The organism is Leuconostoc gasicomitatum LMG 18811, assembly GCF_000196855.1.
GTDB classification, from domain to species: domain Bacteria; phylum Bacillota; class Bacilli; order Lactobacillales; family Lactobacillaceae; genus Leuconostoc; species Leuconostoc gasicomitatum.
In genome coordinates, this window is sequence record NC_014319.1 from 1,888,620 (window position 1) to 1,907,005 (window position 18,386).

An 18,386-nucleotide genomic window follows, 5' to 3' on the forward strand; every position below is an offset into this window, starting at 1 on the left:
AGATGTCTTTTTTGCGCCTCATAACTGTGCTATAATGCTTGAATAACTAACTGATAGGATGAGAATATGCGCGTTTCATATAAATTAAGCGATGCAATACACATTTTAGCTTATATTGAGATATTTAAACAACATGATTTATCTAGCAAAGCCATTGCAGCAAGTATTGGTTCAAATGCCAGCGTTGTGCGTAATTTAATGCTTGACTTACGGGCAGCAAACTTGTTAACAACACATCAAGGTATAGCAGCGCCAGAGCTAGCAAAATCACCAAATGATATAAGTATTTATGCTGTTTATTGCGCTATCAATATGACGCATAAGTTACTACATATTGACCCTAAAACAAACCCCAACTGTTTAGTCGGCGGGCATATTCAAGATACATTAAATCAATTTTATGATGGTATTGAAACTGCTGCTTATGACCATATGAAAACCATTTCACTAGCTCATGTGATTCAAGATATTTTAAAATAGACAAAAGCTGCAGATCCTTTATGATTGTTTTAGACAATGACCATTAAAAGATTTATAGCTTTTTTAACTGGTGCATTGTCTATTATAAAATTTCGATCATCGCTGCTTTTTTAAATTAATCATAGCAGTGTGATTCAATAACATATAAGTTACTATAACTTGCACAATGAGACTCGTAATCATCTTGAATATTCTTGTCGTCAACAATGCCTCATAATTTAAATGGTAAACATAGGCAATTAAACGCGTATTAAATAAAAAACTGACCCCTACAACAACAACTATATTAACGATGAAGATACGAAATAAAGATGGTTTATGTAATAGTCCGTACGTTGCACCTGCAATGGCAGCCGGTATGACAAACCAAAACGAAAACGCCCCACTACCCATAATCGTAAAAGCCAGCAGATTAGCTAAAACAGCAGCTAACATCGTTAATTTAACACCGTATAAGTAACCCGCTAAAACCAATGATATAAAGCCAAAATTGACCGCAGCAAATGCAGGCCCAACACTGATTTTACCCAATATAATGTTAATTGCAATCAGCATCGCAACTCCTGTTACCTTCTGGATAGATAAGTTCATAAATACAAGTCCCCTTTTCTTATAATGACACTTGTGTCATTTTATAAAATGAATTATACTACGTAATGACACTCATGTCATATTAAATTTAGAAAGCGTGTTTTTATGAATGAAATAATGCCAAACAAGCGACGTGAATCTAAAAAAGCAATAATTATTGCTGGTGCTCAAAAAGTTTTTTCGACAAAAGGTTTTTTAAATGTCACCATGCAAGATATTATTGATGCATGTGGTATTAGTCGTGGTGGTATTTATTTATATTTTCGTGCCACTGATGACATTTTTTTTGAAACAATCACACAACGTTCTGTACGCCAATTTGATGATATTCGTGAAGCTGTCAAAAATGAACCATCTTTCGACCAATTAATACGTGTCTATCTTGGCGAACACAAAAATAGATTGATCAACCATATAAACGGTGCACCTTCGCTACTTCGCGCAATGTATGAATATTCATTCACCCATCATGCTGATTGTGATAAAAGGTTAAAACAAAAACAAACAAACGCAACTAAAGCAACTGTGCGCGCCATTTTAGATCTTGGTGTCAAACAAAATAAAGTAACTTGTCATGATACAAAAATAATTGCTGACAATTTTATGTTACTCATTGAGGGAATGAGTATAGTAGCATTAACTGGCACATTAACAGCGCAACAAATTGACGATCAATTTCACATGTTTATGCAACAACTTTCTTAAAAATTGACATTTATTAGACCTTTAATGTGTACTTTCAATTGTATCCTGAAAGCAGCACTATCACCGCCCCAATCATCATCCAAAATCATAAATCGTACAGACTATTTTACTTGGCATCAATCCATAACTTTATAACGTGTATAATGAAATAAAGCATGTTAAAATAGTTAAATCCTCACTTTTAATACAAAGGAAGTTGAATTAAGTAAAATATGTCACGAAAAATAGAGCTCCCAACTGCAGCAGAAATGAAGAAATTTCATAACCAATCCCAACGACGCACATTTCTGTCGCGGCTCTCTATGCCACAACGTTTAACGTTAGGATTTTTATCAGTCATCACTGTCGGTGCTTTGCTACTCATGCTACCTTTTAGCTATAATGGCGACATGGGTCATTCGTTTATGGATGCCTTATTTACCGCAACTTCAGCTGCCTCTGTCACAGGTTTAACTGTCGTTAATACAGCAACACATTGGACAGTTTTTGGGCAAATTGTGATCATGTGTTTAATTGAAATTGGTGCTCTAGGCTTCATGTCTTTTTCGGTTTTACTTTTTACGGCAACTCGCCGAAAAATGAATTTACGTGATAAAATGATGGTTCAAGAAGTTTATAGCTTAGAGAGCCTTTACGATACAAGAGCCGTCTTTGGTTACGTCATTAAGTTATCAGTTATTATTCAAATTGTTGGCGCCATCCTGTTAACCCCTTTTTTCGTCCATGACTTTGGTCTCAAGCGTGGCTTATTCTATGCTGTTTTTCACGCTATTTCAGCCTTTGGTAACGCTGGATTTTCAATTTTACCAGCTGGTGATATGGCCTATGCTAACCAACCTTGGATTCTACTTATTATTGCTGCTCTGATTGTCGCCGGATCCTTAGGGTTCTTAGTCTGGCGTGATGTCCTACTTTATCGCCATTCACACAAACTAACCTTACATTCAAAACTCGCGCTTATGATGACTGGTGCGCTGATTATTGGTTGCTGGCTATTATTTGAATTAACTGAAAGTAATTTAGCTATTGCACCACATTTATCTGAATTTAATCGGGTTACAAATACCCTTTTTATGTCAATTTCTTATCGTACAGCTGGCTTTTCACAATTTAGTTTCAGTCAAATGGCACCTGCTACAATTTTGTTAACAATTATGATGATGTATATCGGTGGTACACCTGGTTCAACGGCTGGTGGTATCAAAACAACAACATTGGGTGTCTTACTACTTAAAACACATGCTGCTTTACGCGGCAAAAAAGATGTTACGTTTGCACATCGTCGGTTGACAAACGAAAATATTTCACGATCGCTCTTACTGATATTTGTATCACTGCTTTTCTTAGGTGTTTTATCATTTTTACTCATGTTAACACAAGGTACTGATTCCAAATACGGGTTAGAATATATCATTTTTGAAGTTGTCAGTGCCTTTGCAACAGCTGGATTAACACTTGGTCTCACACCACACTTAAATATTTTTGGACAATGTGTTATTATGCTAACTATGTTTGTTGGCCGTGTAGGAGTCTACACGGTCATGTTCTCAATTCTAAACGTACATTCAGATCACGCACCATACCAATACCCAGAAGAATCAGTCATTATCGGTTAGTTTAATCGCTATGTTATAGAAATTTAGGAGATGCTCATTATGCGCCAAACTTATGCTATCATTGGACTCGGCCGCTTTGGCGGTGCGTTACTTGAAACCCTTATCGCCAATGGACAAGACGTACTTGGTATTGATATCAGTGAAGAACACGTTAATGAATATCGTGATATTGCGACTCAAGTTGTTATCGCTGACGCACAAGAAGATGACGTTTTACGAAAATTAGATATTGCGAGCTTTGATCATGTGGTCATTGCCATTGGTCATAATATGCAAGCAAGCATTTTAGCTACCATCAATGCAAAAGATCTCGGTGCTAAAAATGTCATCGCAAAAGCCGAAAACCGCACCCATTTACGCGTCTTAACAAAAATCGGTGCTGACTTGGTTGTCCAGCCCGAACGAGAAATGGGTGAACGTATTGGTCGTAAACTCCTAGCGCCAAATATGTTAAATTTTATTGAATTATCTGATGATTATTCAATGGCAGAGGTTCAGATTGTCAATCCAACCTTTACTGGAAAAACCATCTCCGAACTAAATATTCACAAAAAATTCGGTTTGAATGTCATTGCCGTGCGTCATGAAGGCGAAGTGATTGTTGCGCCCGATTCAAAATATAAAATACATCATAAAGATATTTTATCTGTTGTGGGACCAAAAGACATGGTTGATGATTTTGATCAAATGACTAATAATTAAATAAACAATAAAAATACCAAAAATGTTAAAAAACATTTTTGGTATTTTTATTAATTAGTAATTACCCCAGTATTTTTCCATGGTCGTCAAACCAACACCTGGATTGAAACTATTAGTCGGATCATTACGCTTATAATGACTCACTAATGTTGAAGCGGCATGATACAAATGACCAACATTATGTTCGGCAGGATAAATAGCCCCACGCTTATCAAGCAATTTCAACATTTCTAATTTCAATTCATGTGGATCAACACCTGGCTTTAAAATGTAATCCTGATGCATCACATGATCTAGAAAATGGCCATAATACAACTTATGTTCAATTTTATCTTCAATTTCCTTTGGCAAATGTTCAAACCAATCAAACTCATTACGAGGTAAAGCAATATCTAATGGTAAAATATCCAATTTTTTATTTTGGAAGACTTCTTGATATCTAATAGCGACACCAGCTGTGACATAACGATGCGTTGCAGCTCGATCTGCCTCCGAAGGCGTGCATTCCAAATAGTCCCCTGACTCAGTTTTGAAAAATTCTTTCAAATATTGACGTGCTTCATCAATGCCATCACCAACCATTTTTAATTGCAAATAGTGTTCATACTTGTCGCTATAGGCTTCAATTCTTTTTGGCAACTGATTTGGAAATACTTGACCTACATGTTGCAATAAACGATCAGGAAAGTAGGGTTTAAAGGTCGGAATATGACCTAATATACGTTCAGCTGTTGACTTCAAACTAAACAAATACGGCAACATATTCGTCCCTATTGTATCAATCACAAGCAGTGAATCTTTGCCATATTTTTTAGCTAAATCATATGCTTCTTTATGCATATATTCCCCAGATACAGGTAAATTCTTAAATTCAGATAAAATATGGCGCCGCAATTTTTCCAACACTGCAGGCTCATTCGTGCCAATGTAAAACACCTGTGAAGCCCCTTCTTTAGGAAATGTATCCAAGCGAACAGCAAAAGCTGCTAATTTACCAGAGGCACCGGAAACTTCATATAATTCGTTAGGATCAGCATTATAACGCGTTGGTGTATGTGATCCAATATTGCGTACACGGGCTTCATAGTCGCGATTGTGTCCCACACGCTTTTCGTCTTTTTTAACTTTATCAATATCAAAATTACGATTTTCGAGATTATTAATCATTTCCTCAGGCGTCTCTCCTAAGTCAATGCCTAAATGATTCACGAGATGCAATTCGTCATTTGCGTCAATTTGAGCATACAATGATAATTCTGTATACGCTGGCCCACGTTGAATCAATGCACCACCAGAATTATTATTGATACCACCAATGACAGATGCCCCTAAATTGGATGACCCAATAACTGAATGTGGTTCTCGATTAATCGCTTTTAATGCGTTTTCGAGTTTAAATAGCGTTGTACCTGGAAAAGCAAGTGCTTCTTCACCATGGTTAATCAATTGCACACCTTTAATTCGTGTCCCATTAACCACAACACATTCACGATCGTAGCCTGGTGCCGGAATTGATCCTTCAGTTAAGCTGGTATTAGATGCTTGCATAATAATAATTGTATTATGGGCATGTAGTACTTTCAATACTTGCCATAACTCCATCATATTACCAGGCAGTACAACCGCCAACGCATCACCTTGCCCACTACGGTATCCACTTCGATAGCGCAATGATTTTGAAGCTGAAGTGATGATGTGATTGTTACCAACAATTTCTGTCAATTCTTGAACAGTTGTCATAATAAACCCCCATAAAAATTTATGTTTTGAATAACTTTCAAAACATAGTATATTTACACTATACCACTTTGGTTTTAAAAAAGTCGATTTTAAAAGACTTTGGGCACTTTTATGACATTAATTGCAATTTTAAATATACATTTTATCATTTTGTGAATGACAGCACAATTTTTTAATATGTTCAGCGCACACGTATGGTATGTATAATTGGAATAACATTTATTATAATTACTAAGCAAATTAAAACAAGGACACCTCAAACAACGCTTTAGGTTTAGGTTCCCTTGTTTTTAATTATATTTCGACATATGTCATTATTTTTTATTCATCAATGAATTTTACGCCTATGCAACGCTTGCTAGTTACCTATCACTACAGTTAGAAATTTTCACGTCATATTCTCTGCTAATTTAAGCTTTGATCAGTTTATGACATAACATTAAAATCATCAACCAACACAATCTGAACATTCGAACTGCCAGATAACAATTTAGATACAGGACAACGCTGCGCGACAATTGCCAACATGTCTTCCGCCTCTTGACGACTGACATGTGGTAATTTTACTTGTGCTGTAACAAAAAACTGAAATCCTTGTGTATCACGTGCCATGTCTACACCGACACGAACAACACTCTTATGTTCTAGTTGTCTCCGCTTTTCTTCCGCCTCAATTGTTGCGTTCAAGCAAGTGGCTAACGCCGCCCCTAATAGTTGTTCCGGATTAGTACCGGGTTCATCACTCAAAGGGCCACTAGTCTGAACACTGAGATCCTTAGTTATAATCGTTTTGACGCGACCAACTAAGCCAGCTGTATTTTCAATTTCAGTATGATATAAGCTTTTATTTGTCATAATATCTCCTTGCTAACGATGTACTCTTACAAGATTATTGTAGCAGGTTCACATTCTATTAGCTGGCTATTGATTTTGCTGCTTTCTTTAAAACTTCTAGTGTTGCTGTATAATATGCAATACCATAATCAAACGTTATCTGCTGTCGATCTGTCATGCCATTTTCTAACCACGTTGCCAATTGTGCTTGCAGTGTTGCCAATTTAGCTTCTTTACGTGAAATCTCTTCTTTAAAAAATAAAGCCACCTGTTCTGTTGGTAAATCTTGGCTAAAATAAAGATGCATCAAAAAATCAGATTTGAAAATTTCATCCGAAGTCGGTTCGCTAATGGCTTTTGAAAATGCTGCTTGCCCTGCTTTTGTAATCGTATAAATGTTCTTATTTGGTCGATCAGTTTGTGATATTTGTTGTTTAGTCACTAATTTTTCGGCTTCTAACTTTTTTAAAGTCGGATAAATCATGCCAAAAGTCGCATCAAAAAAATGACTTAATCGTGTCTGTAAAATATCATTAATTTCATAACCAGTATGTGATCCCCCCTGCAAAATGCCTAAAATGACTTCTCTGCCCTTCATTGACATAATTTTACCTGCCTTCTGTTCGTTATTAAATATTATACACGACATTTATAACGGTTGTTTTTCTTTCAAAAATAAACTTAACACCGCACACATTAATAAAAACGGCACAGAAATCGCATAAAGCTTCTCAAAAGATGACCGTAACAGTACAGTAGTGTGTATTTCAATGTCCTTAATACTATCCGATATCTCTCGTGGTAACGCAGTAGTATCTGTTTGAATAAAGTGATCATCATGTGATTTATGTGCTATTTTGCCGATCATAGTTATTTTTTGTTCACTCGGTATTGCCAATTTGTTGACACTGCTTTCTGCATAAGATTGTGACTGTTTTTTTGATAGCGCCAAATTGCCATACAAACTCGTTATAAATATAGCAACCGCCAGCATAGCACCAACTTGACGTAAAACACTTGTGACACTTTGTGAAGCCGTTAATAATTTACCATGCAAGCTACCGGCGGCTATCACTAATATTGGTCCAGCTATTAAGCCGTAGCCCATGCCCACCATTGTGCCAGATAGAATGGTTTGTGTTTGATTAACTAGCGCACCGTTTGCCAGCCACAGATAACCGCAAGTCATGATTAAAAATCCCAAAGTGAGCAACCATTTTGGTTGAATAATGGCTTGGGCAAATCCCGAAATTGGTGAAAATATAAAAATAGCCAACGATATTGGTGCGACTAATAAAGATGCATGTAGTGCATCAAACCCAGCAATACTTGTGAAATAAGTTGGTAAAATTACCGTCGTGGCTACTAAAAATAAATTGCTTAAAATAATAATGATAGCCGAAATTGAAAATACGCGATTCTTGAATAATTGCAGTGGTACCATTGGATTAACACTGCGTTGTTCTACAATTAAAAATAATATAAAGCTCATGCTACTCAAACCAAAACATGTGATAGTTAACCAAGCATGCCATCCCCAGACTCGCCCTTGAATGAGACCAATCGATAAGCTGGACAAAAAAATAATACTGAGTATTGCGCCCCAAACGTCTAAACGTTGTTTATGTTGCACTTCATGTTTCAGTGTGAGATAGATCATGCCCAATACAAGCATAATAATAACTAATGGCACATTGATTAAAAAAATCCAACGCCAACCCAAAAATTGTGTCACAATACCGCCAATGGTCGGTCCAAGTGCGCCAACAATTCCTTGTGTAATCCCTAAGATTCCTATCATCCCCGTTCGATGGTCATCATTCACTAAGCTAATAGCCAGTGTCATAGCTAACGGAAATACTATTGCTGCCCCAATGCTTTGAATTGCTCTGCCAATTAATAAGATATTAAGAGCTGGTGCGGCGGCCGACACTATCGATCCCATCCCAAACAAAATGACGCCCAGTAAAAAGCCTTTTTGGATACCGTATACTTCTGCCAAACGTGTCAATGGTATCGTCAACGCTGCAAACAAAATGAGATAAACATTTAATGCCCACGATATGTCGTCCAATCCAACATGCAAAGCGTTACTAATAGTAGGTAAACTGACATTCATAATCGTCGTGTCCAACATGCATATGAATAAACCAAGTACAAATAGAACTGTTAAAAACTTTGTTTTCATCTTTCAATTCCTCGTTTATATTAATATAGTTAATATAAACAACATTAATAAAGATGTCAAGTTTTTTTGAAAATTACATCATAAAAAAAACAGCTCCCGCTGTTCAAAAATGATATAACTACTCTATTTTTATAATTGTCCCCATGTTGCCATACCAATCGAAGGAAATAAATGAATTAATCTGCCAATTTCATCCGGTCCAAATTTAAATTCAATAGCTGGCAATAACGTATTAATCACGTTTTCAGCCTGCTCACTGACTTCAGTAACACCAACTAAATTGTGTTGTTGATCAAAAATCAATGTATTATCAGCAAGTGTTTCGTTGTCAACTTGGCGATACCAATCTGTTGTGAGATCAGTTTGTTGTACCACATAATCTCCTTTTTCAGCATCTTGTACCAACATACCTGCTTGCGCAATTCTTGGTGACGTAAAGACAACTGATGGCACAACAGGATAATGAATTGGTGCCTTTGTTTGACCAGAAAATTGTTTGAAAAGATACGTTGATTCAAAAATGGCTGTTGGTGTCAATTTAGGTTGTGTTTTATCAATCACATCACCCGATGCATAAATATTATCAATATTTGTTTGCAAATAGTCATTTACAGGAATACCTGACTTAGTGTGGGTCAACCCAAGTGTTTCTAAACCAATGTTATCCACATTTGGTACACGACCCGAAGCATCTAATACCCAATCAACTGACAAAGACTTGTTGTCACCATATATCACCTGCATTTGATCACCATTTTGTTCAAATGCAGTAACGGCCGCATTTGAAATAAATGTTACACCACGTTGCTTTAAATCAGTGACAACTTTGTCAACGTAGGGAGCATGAAACTGTCGCAAGGCATGTTCGCCATGCATAAGCACAGTAATGTCAGCGCCAGCTGCATTTGCAATTGTCGCAAATTCCATGCTAATATAGCCCGATCCAATAATGGCTATTTTCTGTGGCAGAGTCTTTAACGACATAAACTCACGACTATCATGCGCTAGTTCAGAACCAGAAATATCAAGACGATGAGGCCTTAAACCAGTTGAAATGACAATTTTATCAGCAGTGACTGATTTACCAGCAACAACAATCGTGTGATTATCTTCAAACACACCACGGCCGTGAATCACATCGATTCCAGAATCAGTTAGCAAACCACCAATCATATCTGGCAAGCCATTAATAACAGTTTCTTTATGCGCCTCATTTTGCGCCCAATCAATGTTCAGGTTGCCCTGAACAATGCCAGACAATCGTTCTGCTGCTCGCGTTAACACTACCGGTGCATCAAGCGTTATTTTAGCGTTACAACCATAATTAGGGCACGTACCACCAATCATATCAGCTTCAATGACGCCAACTTTAACACCTGATTGCGCTAACGGAATCGCACCATCAAATGTGCCATGTCCACTACCAAGATACAAAACATCATAATCATATTGATTTGTCATTCACTAACCTCCTAATGGCATTCTAAGGATCAGCGTTAAACCACTAATTGTTTAACATCCACATTATCTATAGTATAAACCGCATTGAATAAAGTTACATGAATTTGCTTTCAGATAGATTATCGTTGATCGAGTTGATTGGTCAGTTCTTTTAATAACACACTACCTCACCTGACAAAATAAAATGTCATGGCACAACTAGTTAGCGTAGTTCTATTGTGCATTCTTTTTGTATAATGTTATTAATTCTTTTACCAGATCTTGATAGGTTATAGCCGTCATTAAATGATCTTGTGCATGAACCATATATAAATTCATCTCGGTATGCTCACCTTGTGCTTCTTTTGTTAACATCTCGCTTTGAACATTATGAGCCTCTGCCAATGACTGGTTAGATTCTGCCATCAGTTGATTCGCTTTTTCAAAATCGTTTTGTTTTGCAGATTCAAGAGCTTCATGTGCTAATCCCTTTGCATTGCCAGCATTCATGATGATACCCATGATGACGTTGAGATACTGGTCATCCATATTACTCCCCTCCCATCAATTCATATGCCTGCAATAAAACCTTTTCGCCATTCATCATGCCGTAGTCCTGCATATTAATCACACTTAGTGGCGTATTTTTGTCCTTGAGTTTTTCTTTAAAATCTTTTTCCATATAGCTGACTTGGGGTCCTAACATGACACAGTCAACCTCTCGACTAGCCAATTCTTGATCAAACCCAGAAACTGATGTGGCAAATATAACGACATCTTTTTCTAATTCAGTCGCTGCTTTCTTCATTTTATTCACTAGTAAACTAGTGCTCATTCCTGCCACACAACATAACATAATATTTTTTGTAGACATCAGAAGTATTCTCCTTTTTTATGCTTGATTCTGTTTTAACAAAACCTGTTCACTGATTTTCATAAATGGTATGTAGAACAGCACACCAATAATGAAACTTAATAATTGCACAAGAACAGCTCGCCAATCACCGCCAGTTGCTAGGAAGCCATTAATCAATGGTGGTGTGGTCCAAGGTACTAACACAACGGTCTTGTTCATTAACCCCAACACAGTCGCATAGTAAGCAATTAGCAATGATATGATTGGCGTTAATACAAATGGTATAAGTAGCGGAATATTGAATACAATAGGATAGCCATAGATGACGGGTTCATTAATGTTAAAAATTCCGGGAACAATTGACAGTTTTGTCACCTCACGACTAGCCTTTACTCTAGAGAATAAAAACGTTGCGACTAGCAAACAAATGGTACTACCTGTCCCCCCCATCATACCAAACGTGTCTCGAAAAACACTGGTAATAATATAAGGCACATGATCTCCAGCAGCAAAAGCTTGCATATTTTTATTTGTGTTAATAAGCAACACAGGATCTAACAAAGTACCGTTAATAACCGCTTGATGAATACCAAATCCAAACAGGAGATTTCCCACTGAATATATTAATAAAAATCCCGGTAAACTAGTATTTACGCGACGCAATGGTTCTTGGATCAGCGTAGTAATTAGTTTAATTAAATCAGTGTGGAATCCAACAAACAATATTGCAGAAATGATGGCCAAAAGGGAGATGACAGCTATGGTAGGAATTAAGGTTAAAAATGATTCACTAACGGCTGGTGGCACATTTTCCCCTAAGTTAATTTTTATTTTTTCAATTTTAGATAATTTAATAAATAATTCAGCAGCAATTAATCCAATAATAATGCCGGCGAACATGCCAGTAACACCAATATTACTATAAGATAAAAAACCAGAAATATCGACGGCTTTCTTACCATTGATTGGTAATGCTTGCAGTGTTACAGGCATTACCACAATCAATCCTGCTAAGGACACGATGGCTGCGCCAAGCGCATTTTTATAGTTACGATTTCGTGCCAAACAATAACCAACTACTGGGGCAATGATCAAACCTGCAATGTTTAAGGTTCCGTTAACAATCAGATTACCAAATGTTTGAAAATTTGCCAGCGAAGTGCCTTTTAAGAAGAGTGGGAAGAAAACATTATTAATTAATACACCCAAACCTGCAAGAATAAATAGTGGCATAATCATTGCAAAAGCATCCCTTAGAGATCTCAAGTGTATTTGATTGCCTATTTTTATAGAAATACGTGTAAATCTATCTATGAATTTTTGCCAAAGACTTTTATTTGTCATTTCAGTACGCCTTTCTCAATACTGTGTTTTTTTCTTGTATAAATTCTTTAAACCAAAAGTAGCTTTTTTTGGGAATTCTTTTCAGATCTTTAATGTCATGATTACTACGATTAACATACACAAATCCATATCTTTTTTCAACATTCCCTTTGGAACTAGGGATATCTATTAACCCCCAACCTAAGTAGCCCATAACATTAGCACCATCTATTTGTATCGCCTTCATCATTTCATTAATATGGTCCTTATGATACGCAATGCGGTAGTCATCTTCTATTCTGCCGGTACCATGCCATGTCTCAAAAGCGCCGATCCCGTTTTCGGCGGGAAACACCGGTAACATAAATCGATTATGCATTTTTATAATCGTGTTTCTAAAACCAACGGCATCAATCTGCCAACCAAAATCTGATGTTTCTAAATGATGATTCGTAATCTTTCCTTGTGTCATAAAATGATTTGGTTCAGTTTTGTCAATAATTAACTGACTGTCAATAACTAAGCTATAATAATAACTAAAAGCTAGAAAATCGCTAGTCATATTAGGATAATCTAACAAGCATTGGTTGATATCATCATTAAGTGATGACAAATTATTGCGTTTCATGTAATTGATTACTTCCGGAGAACGTTGGCCAGTAGCAAAGAAACTTAAAAAATCTTCATTAACAAACTCCATTGCTTTACGCGTGTACATCACATCCTCTGGCGATTGAGAAGCAGGGTACATTTCTTGGTAAGCAACCATACCGCCAACTTTCATATTAGGGAAACTATGGACAAAATCAGCAATCTTAGCATAAGCAATTAATGAATTGGCAGAAATTTTGTATAAATCTTGGATACTTTTTGATCCAGATAGATAACCAGAGTTTTGAAATCCTTCTTCAAAAGTCATACAATTTTGTTCATTAAAGGGTATCCAATACTGAATTTTTTCAGAAAATCGCTCAATAACAATCTTGGAAAACCGAACAAATGCTTCTCTGACATGATCACTAATTAAACCATTAAATTTTTTTGCCAAGGTCAACGGCATGTCGAAATGATATAGACAAACAACAGGAACAATATCATGTTTGATTAGACTATCGATAAAGCGTTCATAGTACTGCAATCCCGCTTCATTTATTTCACCATCGCCATCAGGGATTACACGTGACCACGAAATTTGAAAGCGGTAACAATTCATTCCAGCATTTGCCATCAATTCAAAATCTTCATCATATCTGTGATACTCATCAATCGCCACCTTCCAATCACTAGATTTCTCATCGGCTGCTTTTACATCATAAACAGACGGGCCCTTTCCGTCTACATTCCAAGCACCCTCAGTTTGCATGCTTGAAACAGAATTACCCCACAAAAAATTTTTTTCACTCATAAACTATCTCACCTCTCTGTAATTAATTTATAATTGGCTTTATACAGGTATTATCTCTCAATTAAATAATTTGTCAATACAAATTATTTAATTATATTTACATATTTAAAATACATGTATATATCCAAAAAATATGTTAATATAGTGTTGATTAATTACTTTTAAAAGGATATCCTAGCAATGAGTTTATACCAAGAAATAGCAAAACATTTACGACAAAAAATAGAAGATGGCAATTATCAACCTGGCGAAGCATTGCCTAGGCAAACTGATCTTGCTAGTGAGTACAACACTTCTCGTGTAACTATCCAAAAAGCTTTAGACATGCTTTTTAACGATAATTTAATTATTAGAAAACAAGGTAGTGGTACCTTTGTATCCCCTACCTATTCTTCTGCATTAGACATCATTTCATCACAATATGGTGGCACAACGCAACTTTTTTCCGGAAAAGCCGACGTGTCCACTCAAGTTTTACATTTTGAAATTCGGCTGCCAACTAATGAAGAAAGCAAACAACTAAACATTTCAACAACAGTGCCTGTTTACGACATTTATCGTTTAAGAAAATTAGATCAAGAGCCATATGAGCTCACTAAATCAATTATGCCGCTATCTGTTATTTCAAACTTAACTCAAGAAGTAGCTGAACACTCAATCTTTTCATTCATTCAAAACGACTTAAAAATGGCGATAGGAAGTGCTGTTCGGCGTATAAGTGCAGATAAAGCAACTGATGATGATATAAAATACCTTGATTGCTTGAAAGAAGATCCTATTCTACAAATTACTCAAACAGTGAGCTTAAAGGACGGGCGTATATTCGAATATTCTCATACACGCCATCGATATGATAAAGGTAGTATTGTTGTTTTCAATAAAGTGCCTTTATCATAAAAATAATTAATTTAGTACATACTTTATATTTCTCATCATTAAAATCAACGCGCTCTTTTTTGGGGTGATTCTACAACAATTATCGAAAATAAAAAACGACCACGTATATGCCATACGTGGTCGTTTCCGATGATTTAAACAACGTGGCAAATAGTCAACGTTCATCCTCATCGATCTGATTAATTTTATCAAAAACACGGAAAAGATTTTCCATCTCGGTTAATTTATATTTTTTCAAATTACGGTCATATACAATTTCTGATTGAACTGACTCACCAACTTGCAAGTCATGCAAAAAAGCACGGATTTCAGAAATATCACGTTGTACGGTTTTTCGACCAATAAAAAACATATCTTCGATTTCTTCAATAGATAAGGCTCGTCGACTAATCAATGCTGAGTAGAGTCTCAGAATGCGTTGTTTGTCATTAAATACCGTTTTACGTGCTGACATAATTTTCCCCAGATTTAAATGTTAAATTTATTGTACCAAATAAAACAAATGTTCGGTACAATAAAGTTATAAATATTTTATATGAAAGGTTTAAACTATGTCATTCTTTAACTTATTTAAAAAGAAAAATTCAGATACAACTACCACTGAACCAGAGTATGCACCAAATGAACCCATTACTTGGGAAAATACAACGGTGGCAGATGATTTTTTCACAGGCTATCTTGATGCCATTTCTCAATTGGAAAGTGATAAACAAACTGCTGCAGCAGAAACGCTTCGCGCTGATGAACCAACACTACAAATGGCTTTTATTGATCGTTTTGCAAAACATGTACAATCTGAAACAGCTACCATTAAAGACGCTGACGAGCGAACTGCAGCAATTATCACAGCCATAAATACCATACGCGTGCATAATAAACAGATGAATATAACAGTTCGGGCACATTTAGCACAAACAAAGAAAAACTTAATTGGAGAACAACATGAAAATTAACGTCACTTTAGAAAATGGTTTGATTCCCGATAAATATGCCAAGCATGCACCGATGCTTTACCGAACAAATGATATGCCAACGGTAAACTTTCCCGTGATCATTCATGATATCCCTGAGGGCACACAATCTCTATCTATTAGCCTGATTGATTATGATGCCGTACCAGTTACTGGATTTCCATGGATTCACTGGCTAGCAGCTAATTTGCCTGTCGATGACATTCCTGAAAATCTCCGTGCTACACACAAAGGCATTTCTGGTACGAATTCAACATGGCATATGGTAAAAAAAGCCAACGAACCAGCTAATCCAGTAATTAATCAAGCTTACATCGGCCCTATGCCACCAGATAAAACACATAACTATACCCTCAGTGTGTTTGCGCTTGACACAACACTTGATATTGAAGACGGCTTTTTCCTCAATGAACTGCGTACAAAAAGCAATGGTCATGTTTTAGCCAGAGCAATTTTAGAATTACCTGCACGTGCCTAACACTTCTTCGGAAGTGTTTTTTTCTGATTTAGAAATGAATTACCCAAAGATTTTGTACTAGGTTTGTTGTCCACGTCATAATAAACATATGGGCAATAAAACCAGCTAACCCAAAATAAACAATGCGTCGATCAACATGTATAACTGCTGTGGCAATGGACTCACGGTAACGATATAATATCGCTAATATAATAGCTGATATCATGAAACTTATAACCATCTTCCCACCATAAAAAACCTGGTCTCTTAATATATTAAAAATAGGTTCACTCAAACTTAATAACATAAAAGCCACTACTGCTAACCAATATTGTTTTAATAAGATGAACAAATTCATATCAGGTATTTCTAATAAGGTATTAACAACCAAATCATGTGCATCCCCAAAAATAGCTTGCGCATCATGGCCATCACGTTGTGCATCCAATATATCTCGTAAAATATCTAATAACATGGCTTCTACCAATTGATCTGACTTTAACGCGCCCTGCATACGTCCATAAATGACAACTTGTTCATAATACGCAGTATTCATCATGTTCAACTGTTTTTGTAACTCATTATTTTCCCCAATAACGTCGTTGATTCTCATCAATTAATCCCTCCATATTTTGTTTTAATTGCGACCATGTTTCAATAAACAACTGCAAATGTGTTCTCCCATCAGCTGTTATTTTAAAATATTTCCGTGCTGGTCCTTCGGGTGATTTTCTCATTTCACCGACAATATATCCTTCGCGTTGTAATTTTTGTAACGCGGGATAGATTGTGCCGTCAGATACTGTGTCAAATCCTGATTCCTGTAGCCTTTGATTTAGAACATACCCATATAACTCCTCACGAGAAATGATGAGCAACATCGCACCTTCTAGTGTGCCTTTTAATAGTTGTGTATTAAGTTTTGACACGTGTCTCTCCTCTAACTTGTAAAACAATGTAGCTGTTTGACATAGTTTAACATTGCCTACCTCGTTTTGCAAGATAGCATTTTAATGGTTTTTTATGCATTAATTCATTTATATCCATGTAAATGTTGCATACTAATTGTATTTAAATACATATAGGTTTATATTTATAACATTAACTACTCAAGGAGGCACAACATGAATAAAAAAATAATCAATGTCGCAATTGTCGGTGTTACCGGTTACGGCGGTCTTGAATTGCTGCGCTTATTACATAATCATCCTACCGTTCATGTTGTGTCAATCCATAATACCTCAAACGATTCAGAAGATATTAGCGTCAGTTACCCACATCTGCAATCTATGTATAAAATAGCGCCAACCCCTTTTGATCCTTTGCATATTATGCAGTCTACTGATTTAGTTTTTTTTGCCACTTCTAGTGGTGTGTCAAAGGATTTGGTACAACAATTTATTGAAGCTAATTTTCCGGTAATTGATTTGTCCGGTGATTTTCGACTTAACGCCCCTGACTATGAAGTTTGGTACAAGAAGACACCTGCGCCGCAATCTTTATTAGATCAAGCTAATTATAGCCTCGCTGATTTTTACCAAAATGATAGTCACTATATTGCAAACCCTGGTTGTTACGCTACAGCAACATTATTAGCCTTAGCACCCCTTGCTCAGCAGCAATTATTAGATCAAGAAAACATCGTTATTGACGCTAAAAGCGGCCTCTCAGGTGCTGGTAAATCGCTCAATTTATCAAGTCACTTTGTCAACGTCAATGAAAATTTCAGCATGTACAAGCCAAACCACCATCAGCACATCCCAGAAATTACACAACAATTAAAACACTGGCAATCAAACATTGATCATATCCAATTCACAACATCATTACTCCCCATCAATCGTGGCATTTTTGTTAGTGCTTATGTTAAATTAACCAAGCAATTATCAGCTGATACCCTACAAAAAATTTTTGAAGACACTTATAAAAATAAACCATTTGTGCGTGTCATGCCTAAAGATCAACTACCAGATATTAAACAGGTCGTTGGTACCAATTTTGCAGATATTGGATTAACCTATAACCCTAATACAAAATATCTCACAATTGTCAGTGTCATTGATAATATGATCAAAGGTGCCGCTGGTCAAGCAATTCAGAATATGAATCATCTTTTTAACCTAGATGAGACAACTGGTTTACAATTAATAGCTCAGTACGCTTAACAGAAACTTTCATGAA

Annotated in this window: 21 protein-coding genes; 8 read left to right on the forward strand and 13 right to left on the reverse strand. The window is 36.2% G+C overall.

All coding sequences use genetic code 11. The annotated features are described in order from the left end of the window. Positions 1–66 precede the first annotated feature (66 nt). Positions 67–480 (forward strand): RrF2 family transcriptional regulator, encoded by a 414-nt coding sequence (locus LEGAS_RS09330; RefSeq protein ID WP_013232058.1) that lies wholly within the window; start codon positions 67–69, stop codon positions 478–480. Between the two features lie 96 nt (positions 481–576). On the opposite strand, the gene LEGAS_RS09335 is transcribed toward LEGAS_RS09330, so the two are convergent. Then, positions 577–1,071, reverse strand: a complete 495-nt coding sequence (locus LEGAS_RS09335; RefSeq protein WP_010390135.1) for a folate family ECF transporter S component — start codon at positions 1,069–1,071, stop codon at positions 577–579. Positions 1,072–1,176: 105 nt separating this feature from the next. Here LEGAS_RS09335 and LEGAS_RS09340 point away from each other — a divergent pair, with 105 nt between their 5' ends. The 3 genes from LEGAS_RS09340 (at position 1,177) to LEGAS_RS09350 (ending at position 4,094) form a co-directional block, all read left to right on the forward strand. Beyond that, positions 1,177–1,776 (forward strand): TetR/AcrR family transcriptional regulator, encoded by a 600-nt coding sequence (locus LEGAS_RS09340; protein ID WP_013232059.1) that lies wholly within the window; start codon positions 1,177–1,179, stop codon positions 1,774–1,776. A gap of 212 nt (positions 1,777–1,988) precedes the next feature. Continuing rightward, positions 1,989–3,392 carry a TrkH family potassium uptake protein gene (locus tag LEGAS_RS09345; RefSeq protein ID WP_041771798.1) on the forward strand — a complete coding sequence of 468 codons (1,404 nt, stop codon included), beginning with the start codon at positions 1,989–1,991 and terminating at the stop codon, positions 3,390–3,392. A 39-nt stretch (positions 3,393–3,431) separates the two neighbouring features. Continuing rightward, complete coding sequence (locus LEGAS_RS09350; protein WP_013232061.1) at positions 3,432–4,094, forward strand: potassium channel family protein; 663 nt, start codon at positions 3,432–3,434, stop codon at positions 4,092–4,094. Between the two features lie 54 nt (positions 4,095–4,148). On the opposite strand, the gene dld is transcribed toward LEGAS_RS09350, so the two are convergent. From dld to LEGAS_RS09395, 9 genes are all read right to left on the reverse strand, one after another. Continuing rightward, positions 4,149–5,834, reverse strand: a complete 1,686-nt coding sequence (gene dld / locus LEGAS_RS09355) for a D-lactate dehydrogenase (RefSeq protein WP_010387029.1) — start codon at positions 5,832–5,834, stop codon at positions 4,149–4,151. 426 nt (positions 5,835–6,260) lie between these two features. Continuing rightward, positions 6,261–6,689 carry an OsmC family protein gene (locus LEGAS_RS09360; protein ID WP_010387027.1) on the reverse strand — a complete coding sequence of 143 codons (429 nt, stop codon included), beginning with the start codon at positions 6,687–6,689 and terminating at the stop codon, positions 6,261–6,263. Between the two features lie 58 nt (positions 6,690–6,747). After that, on the reverse strand, positions 6,748–7,272 hold the full coding sequence (locus LEGAS_RS09365; protein WP_010387025.1) for a PadR family transcriptional regulator: 525 nt from the start codon (positions 7,270–7,272) through the stop codon (positions 6,748–6,750). 45 nt (positions 7,273–7,317) lie between these two features. Beyond that, positions 7,318–8,856, reverse strand: a complete 1,539-nt coding sequence (locus LEGAS_RS09370) for a DHA2 family efflux MFS transporter permease subunit (RefSeq protein WP_013232062.1) — start codon at positions 8,854–8,856, stop codon at positions 7,318–7,320. 129 nt (positions 8,857–8,985) lie between these two features. Then, a complete protein-coding gene (locus LEGAS_RS09375; RefSeq protein ID WP_010387021.1) occupies positions 8,986–10,317 on the reverse strand; it encodes a dihydrolipoyl dehydrogenase family protein in 1,332 nt (443 codons plus the stop codon). Between the two features lie 213 nt (positions 10,318–10,530). After that, complete coding sequence (locus LEGAS_RS09380) at positions 10,531–10,845, reverse strand: PTS lactose/cellobiose transporter subunit IIA (RefSeq protein WP_013232063.1); 315 nt, start codon at positions 10,843–10,845, stop codon at positions 10,531–10,533. A 1-nt stretch (position 10,846) separates the two neighbouring features. Beyond that, entirely contained in the window at positions 10,847–11,170 is a 324-nt protein-coding gene (locus LEGAS_RS09385; protein ID WP_010387018.1) for a PTS sugar transporter subunit IIB, read from the reverse strand. 18 nt (positions 11,171–11,188) lie between these two features. After that, complete coding sequence (locus tag LEGAS_RS09390) at positions 11,189–12,496, reverse strand: PTS sugar transporter subunit IIC (RefSeq protein WP_013232064.1); 1,308 nt, start codon at positions 12,494–12,496, stop codon at positions 11,189–11,191. Position 12,497: 1 nt separating this feature from the next. Continuing rightward, entirely contained in the window at positions 12,498–13,880 is a 1,383-nt protein-coding gene (locus LEGAS_RS09395; RefSeq protein WP_013232065.1) for a glycoside hydrolase family 1 protein, read from the reverse strand. 180 nt (positions 13,881–14,060) lie between these two features. On the opposite strand from LEGAS_RS09395, the gene LEGAS_RS09400 reads away from it, so the two are divergent. Continuing rightward, a complete protein-coding gene (locus LEGAS_RS09400) occupies positions 14,061–14,777 on the forward strand; it encodes a GntR family transcriptional regulator (protein WP_010387136.1) in 717 nt (238 codons plus the stop codon). Positions 14,778–14,931: 154 nt separating this feature from the next. Here the strand turns inward: LEGAS_RS09400 and LEGAS_RS09405 are convergent, their stop codons facing one another. After that, complete coding sequence (locus LEGAS_RS09405; protein ID WP_010015736.1) at positions 14,932–15,231, reverse strand: hypothetical protein; 300 nt, start codon at positions 15,229–15,231, stop codon at positions 14,932–14,934. A gap of 97 nt (positions 15,232–15,328) precedes the next feature. On the opposite strand from LEGAS_RS09405, the gene LEGAS_RS09410 reads away from it, so the two are divergent. Together LEGAS_RS09410 and LEGAS_RS09415 are read left to right on the forward strand one after the other, a co-directional pair. After that, the gene (locus tag LEGAS_RS09410) at positions 15,329–15,730 is read left to right on the forward strand and encodes a hypothetical protein (RefSeq protein WP_010387133.1); all 402 of its coding nucleotides are present in this window, start codon (positions 15,329–15,331) and stop codon (positions 15,728–15,730) included. After that, entirely contained in the window at positions 15,720–16,226 is a 507-nt protein-coding gene (locus LEGAS_RS09415) for a YbhB/YbcL family Raf kinase inhibitor-like protein (protein WP_010387131.1), read from the forward strand. The genes LEGAS_RS09410 and LEGAS_RS09415 overlap by 11 nt, the downstream gene beginning before the upstream one ends. 28 nt (positions 16,227–16,254) lie before the next feature. Here LEGAS_RS09415 and LEGAS_RS09420 read toward each other — a convergent pair whose 3' ends face one another. Next, entirely contained in the window at positions 16,255–16,818 is a 564-nt protein-coding gene (locus tag LEGAS_RS09420) for a DUF1129 domain-containing protein (protein ID WP_010387129.1), read from the reverse strand. Further along, positions 16,787–17,134 (reverse strand): PadR family transcriptional regulator, encoded by a 348-nt coding sequence (locus tag LEGAS_RS09425; RefSeq protein ID WP_010387127.1) that lies wholly within the window; start codon positions 17,132–17,134, stop codon positions 16,787–16,789. Before LEGAS_RS09425 ends, LEGAS_RS09420 begins: the two co-directional genes overlap by 32 nt. 195 nt (positions 17,135–17,329) lie before the next feature. On the opposite strand from LEGAS_RS09425, the gene argC reads away from it, so the two are divergent. Beyond that, positions 17,330–18,370 (forward strand): N-acetyl-gamma-glutamyl-phosphate reductase, encoded by a 1,041-nt coding sequence (gene argC, locus LEGAS_RS09430; RefSeq protein ID WP_013232066.1) that lies wholly within the window; start codon positions 17,330–17,332, stop codon positions 18,368–18,370. Positions 18,371–18,386 lie beyond the last annotated feature (16 nt).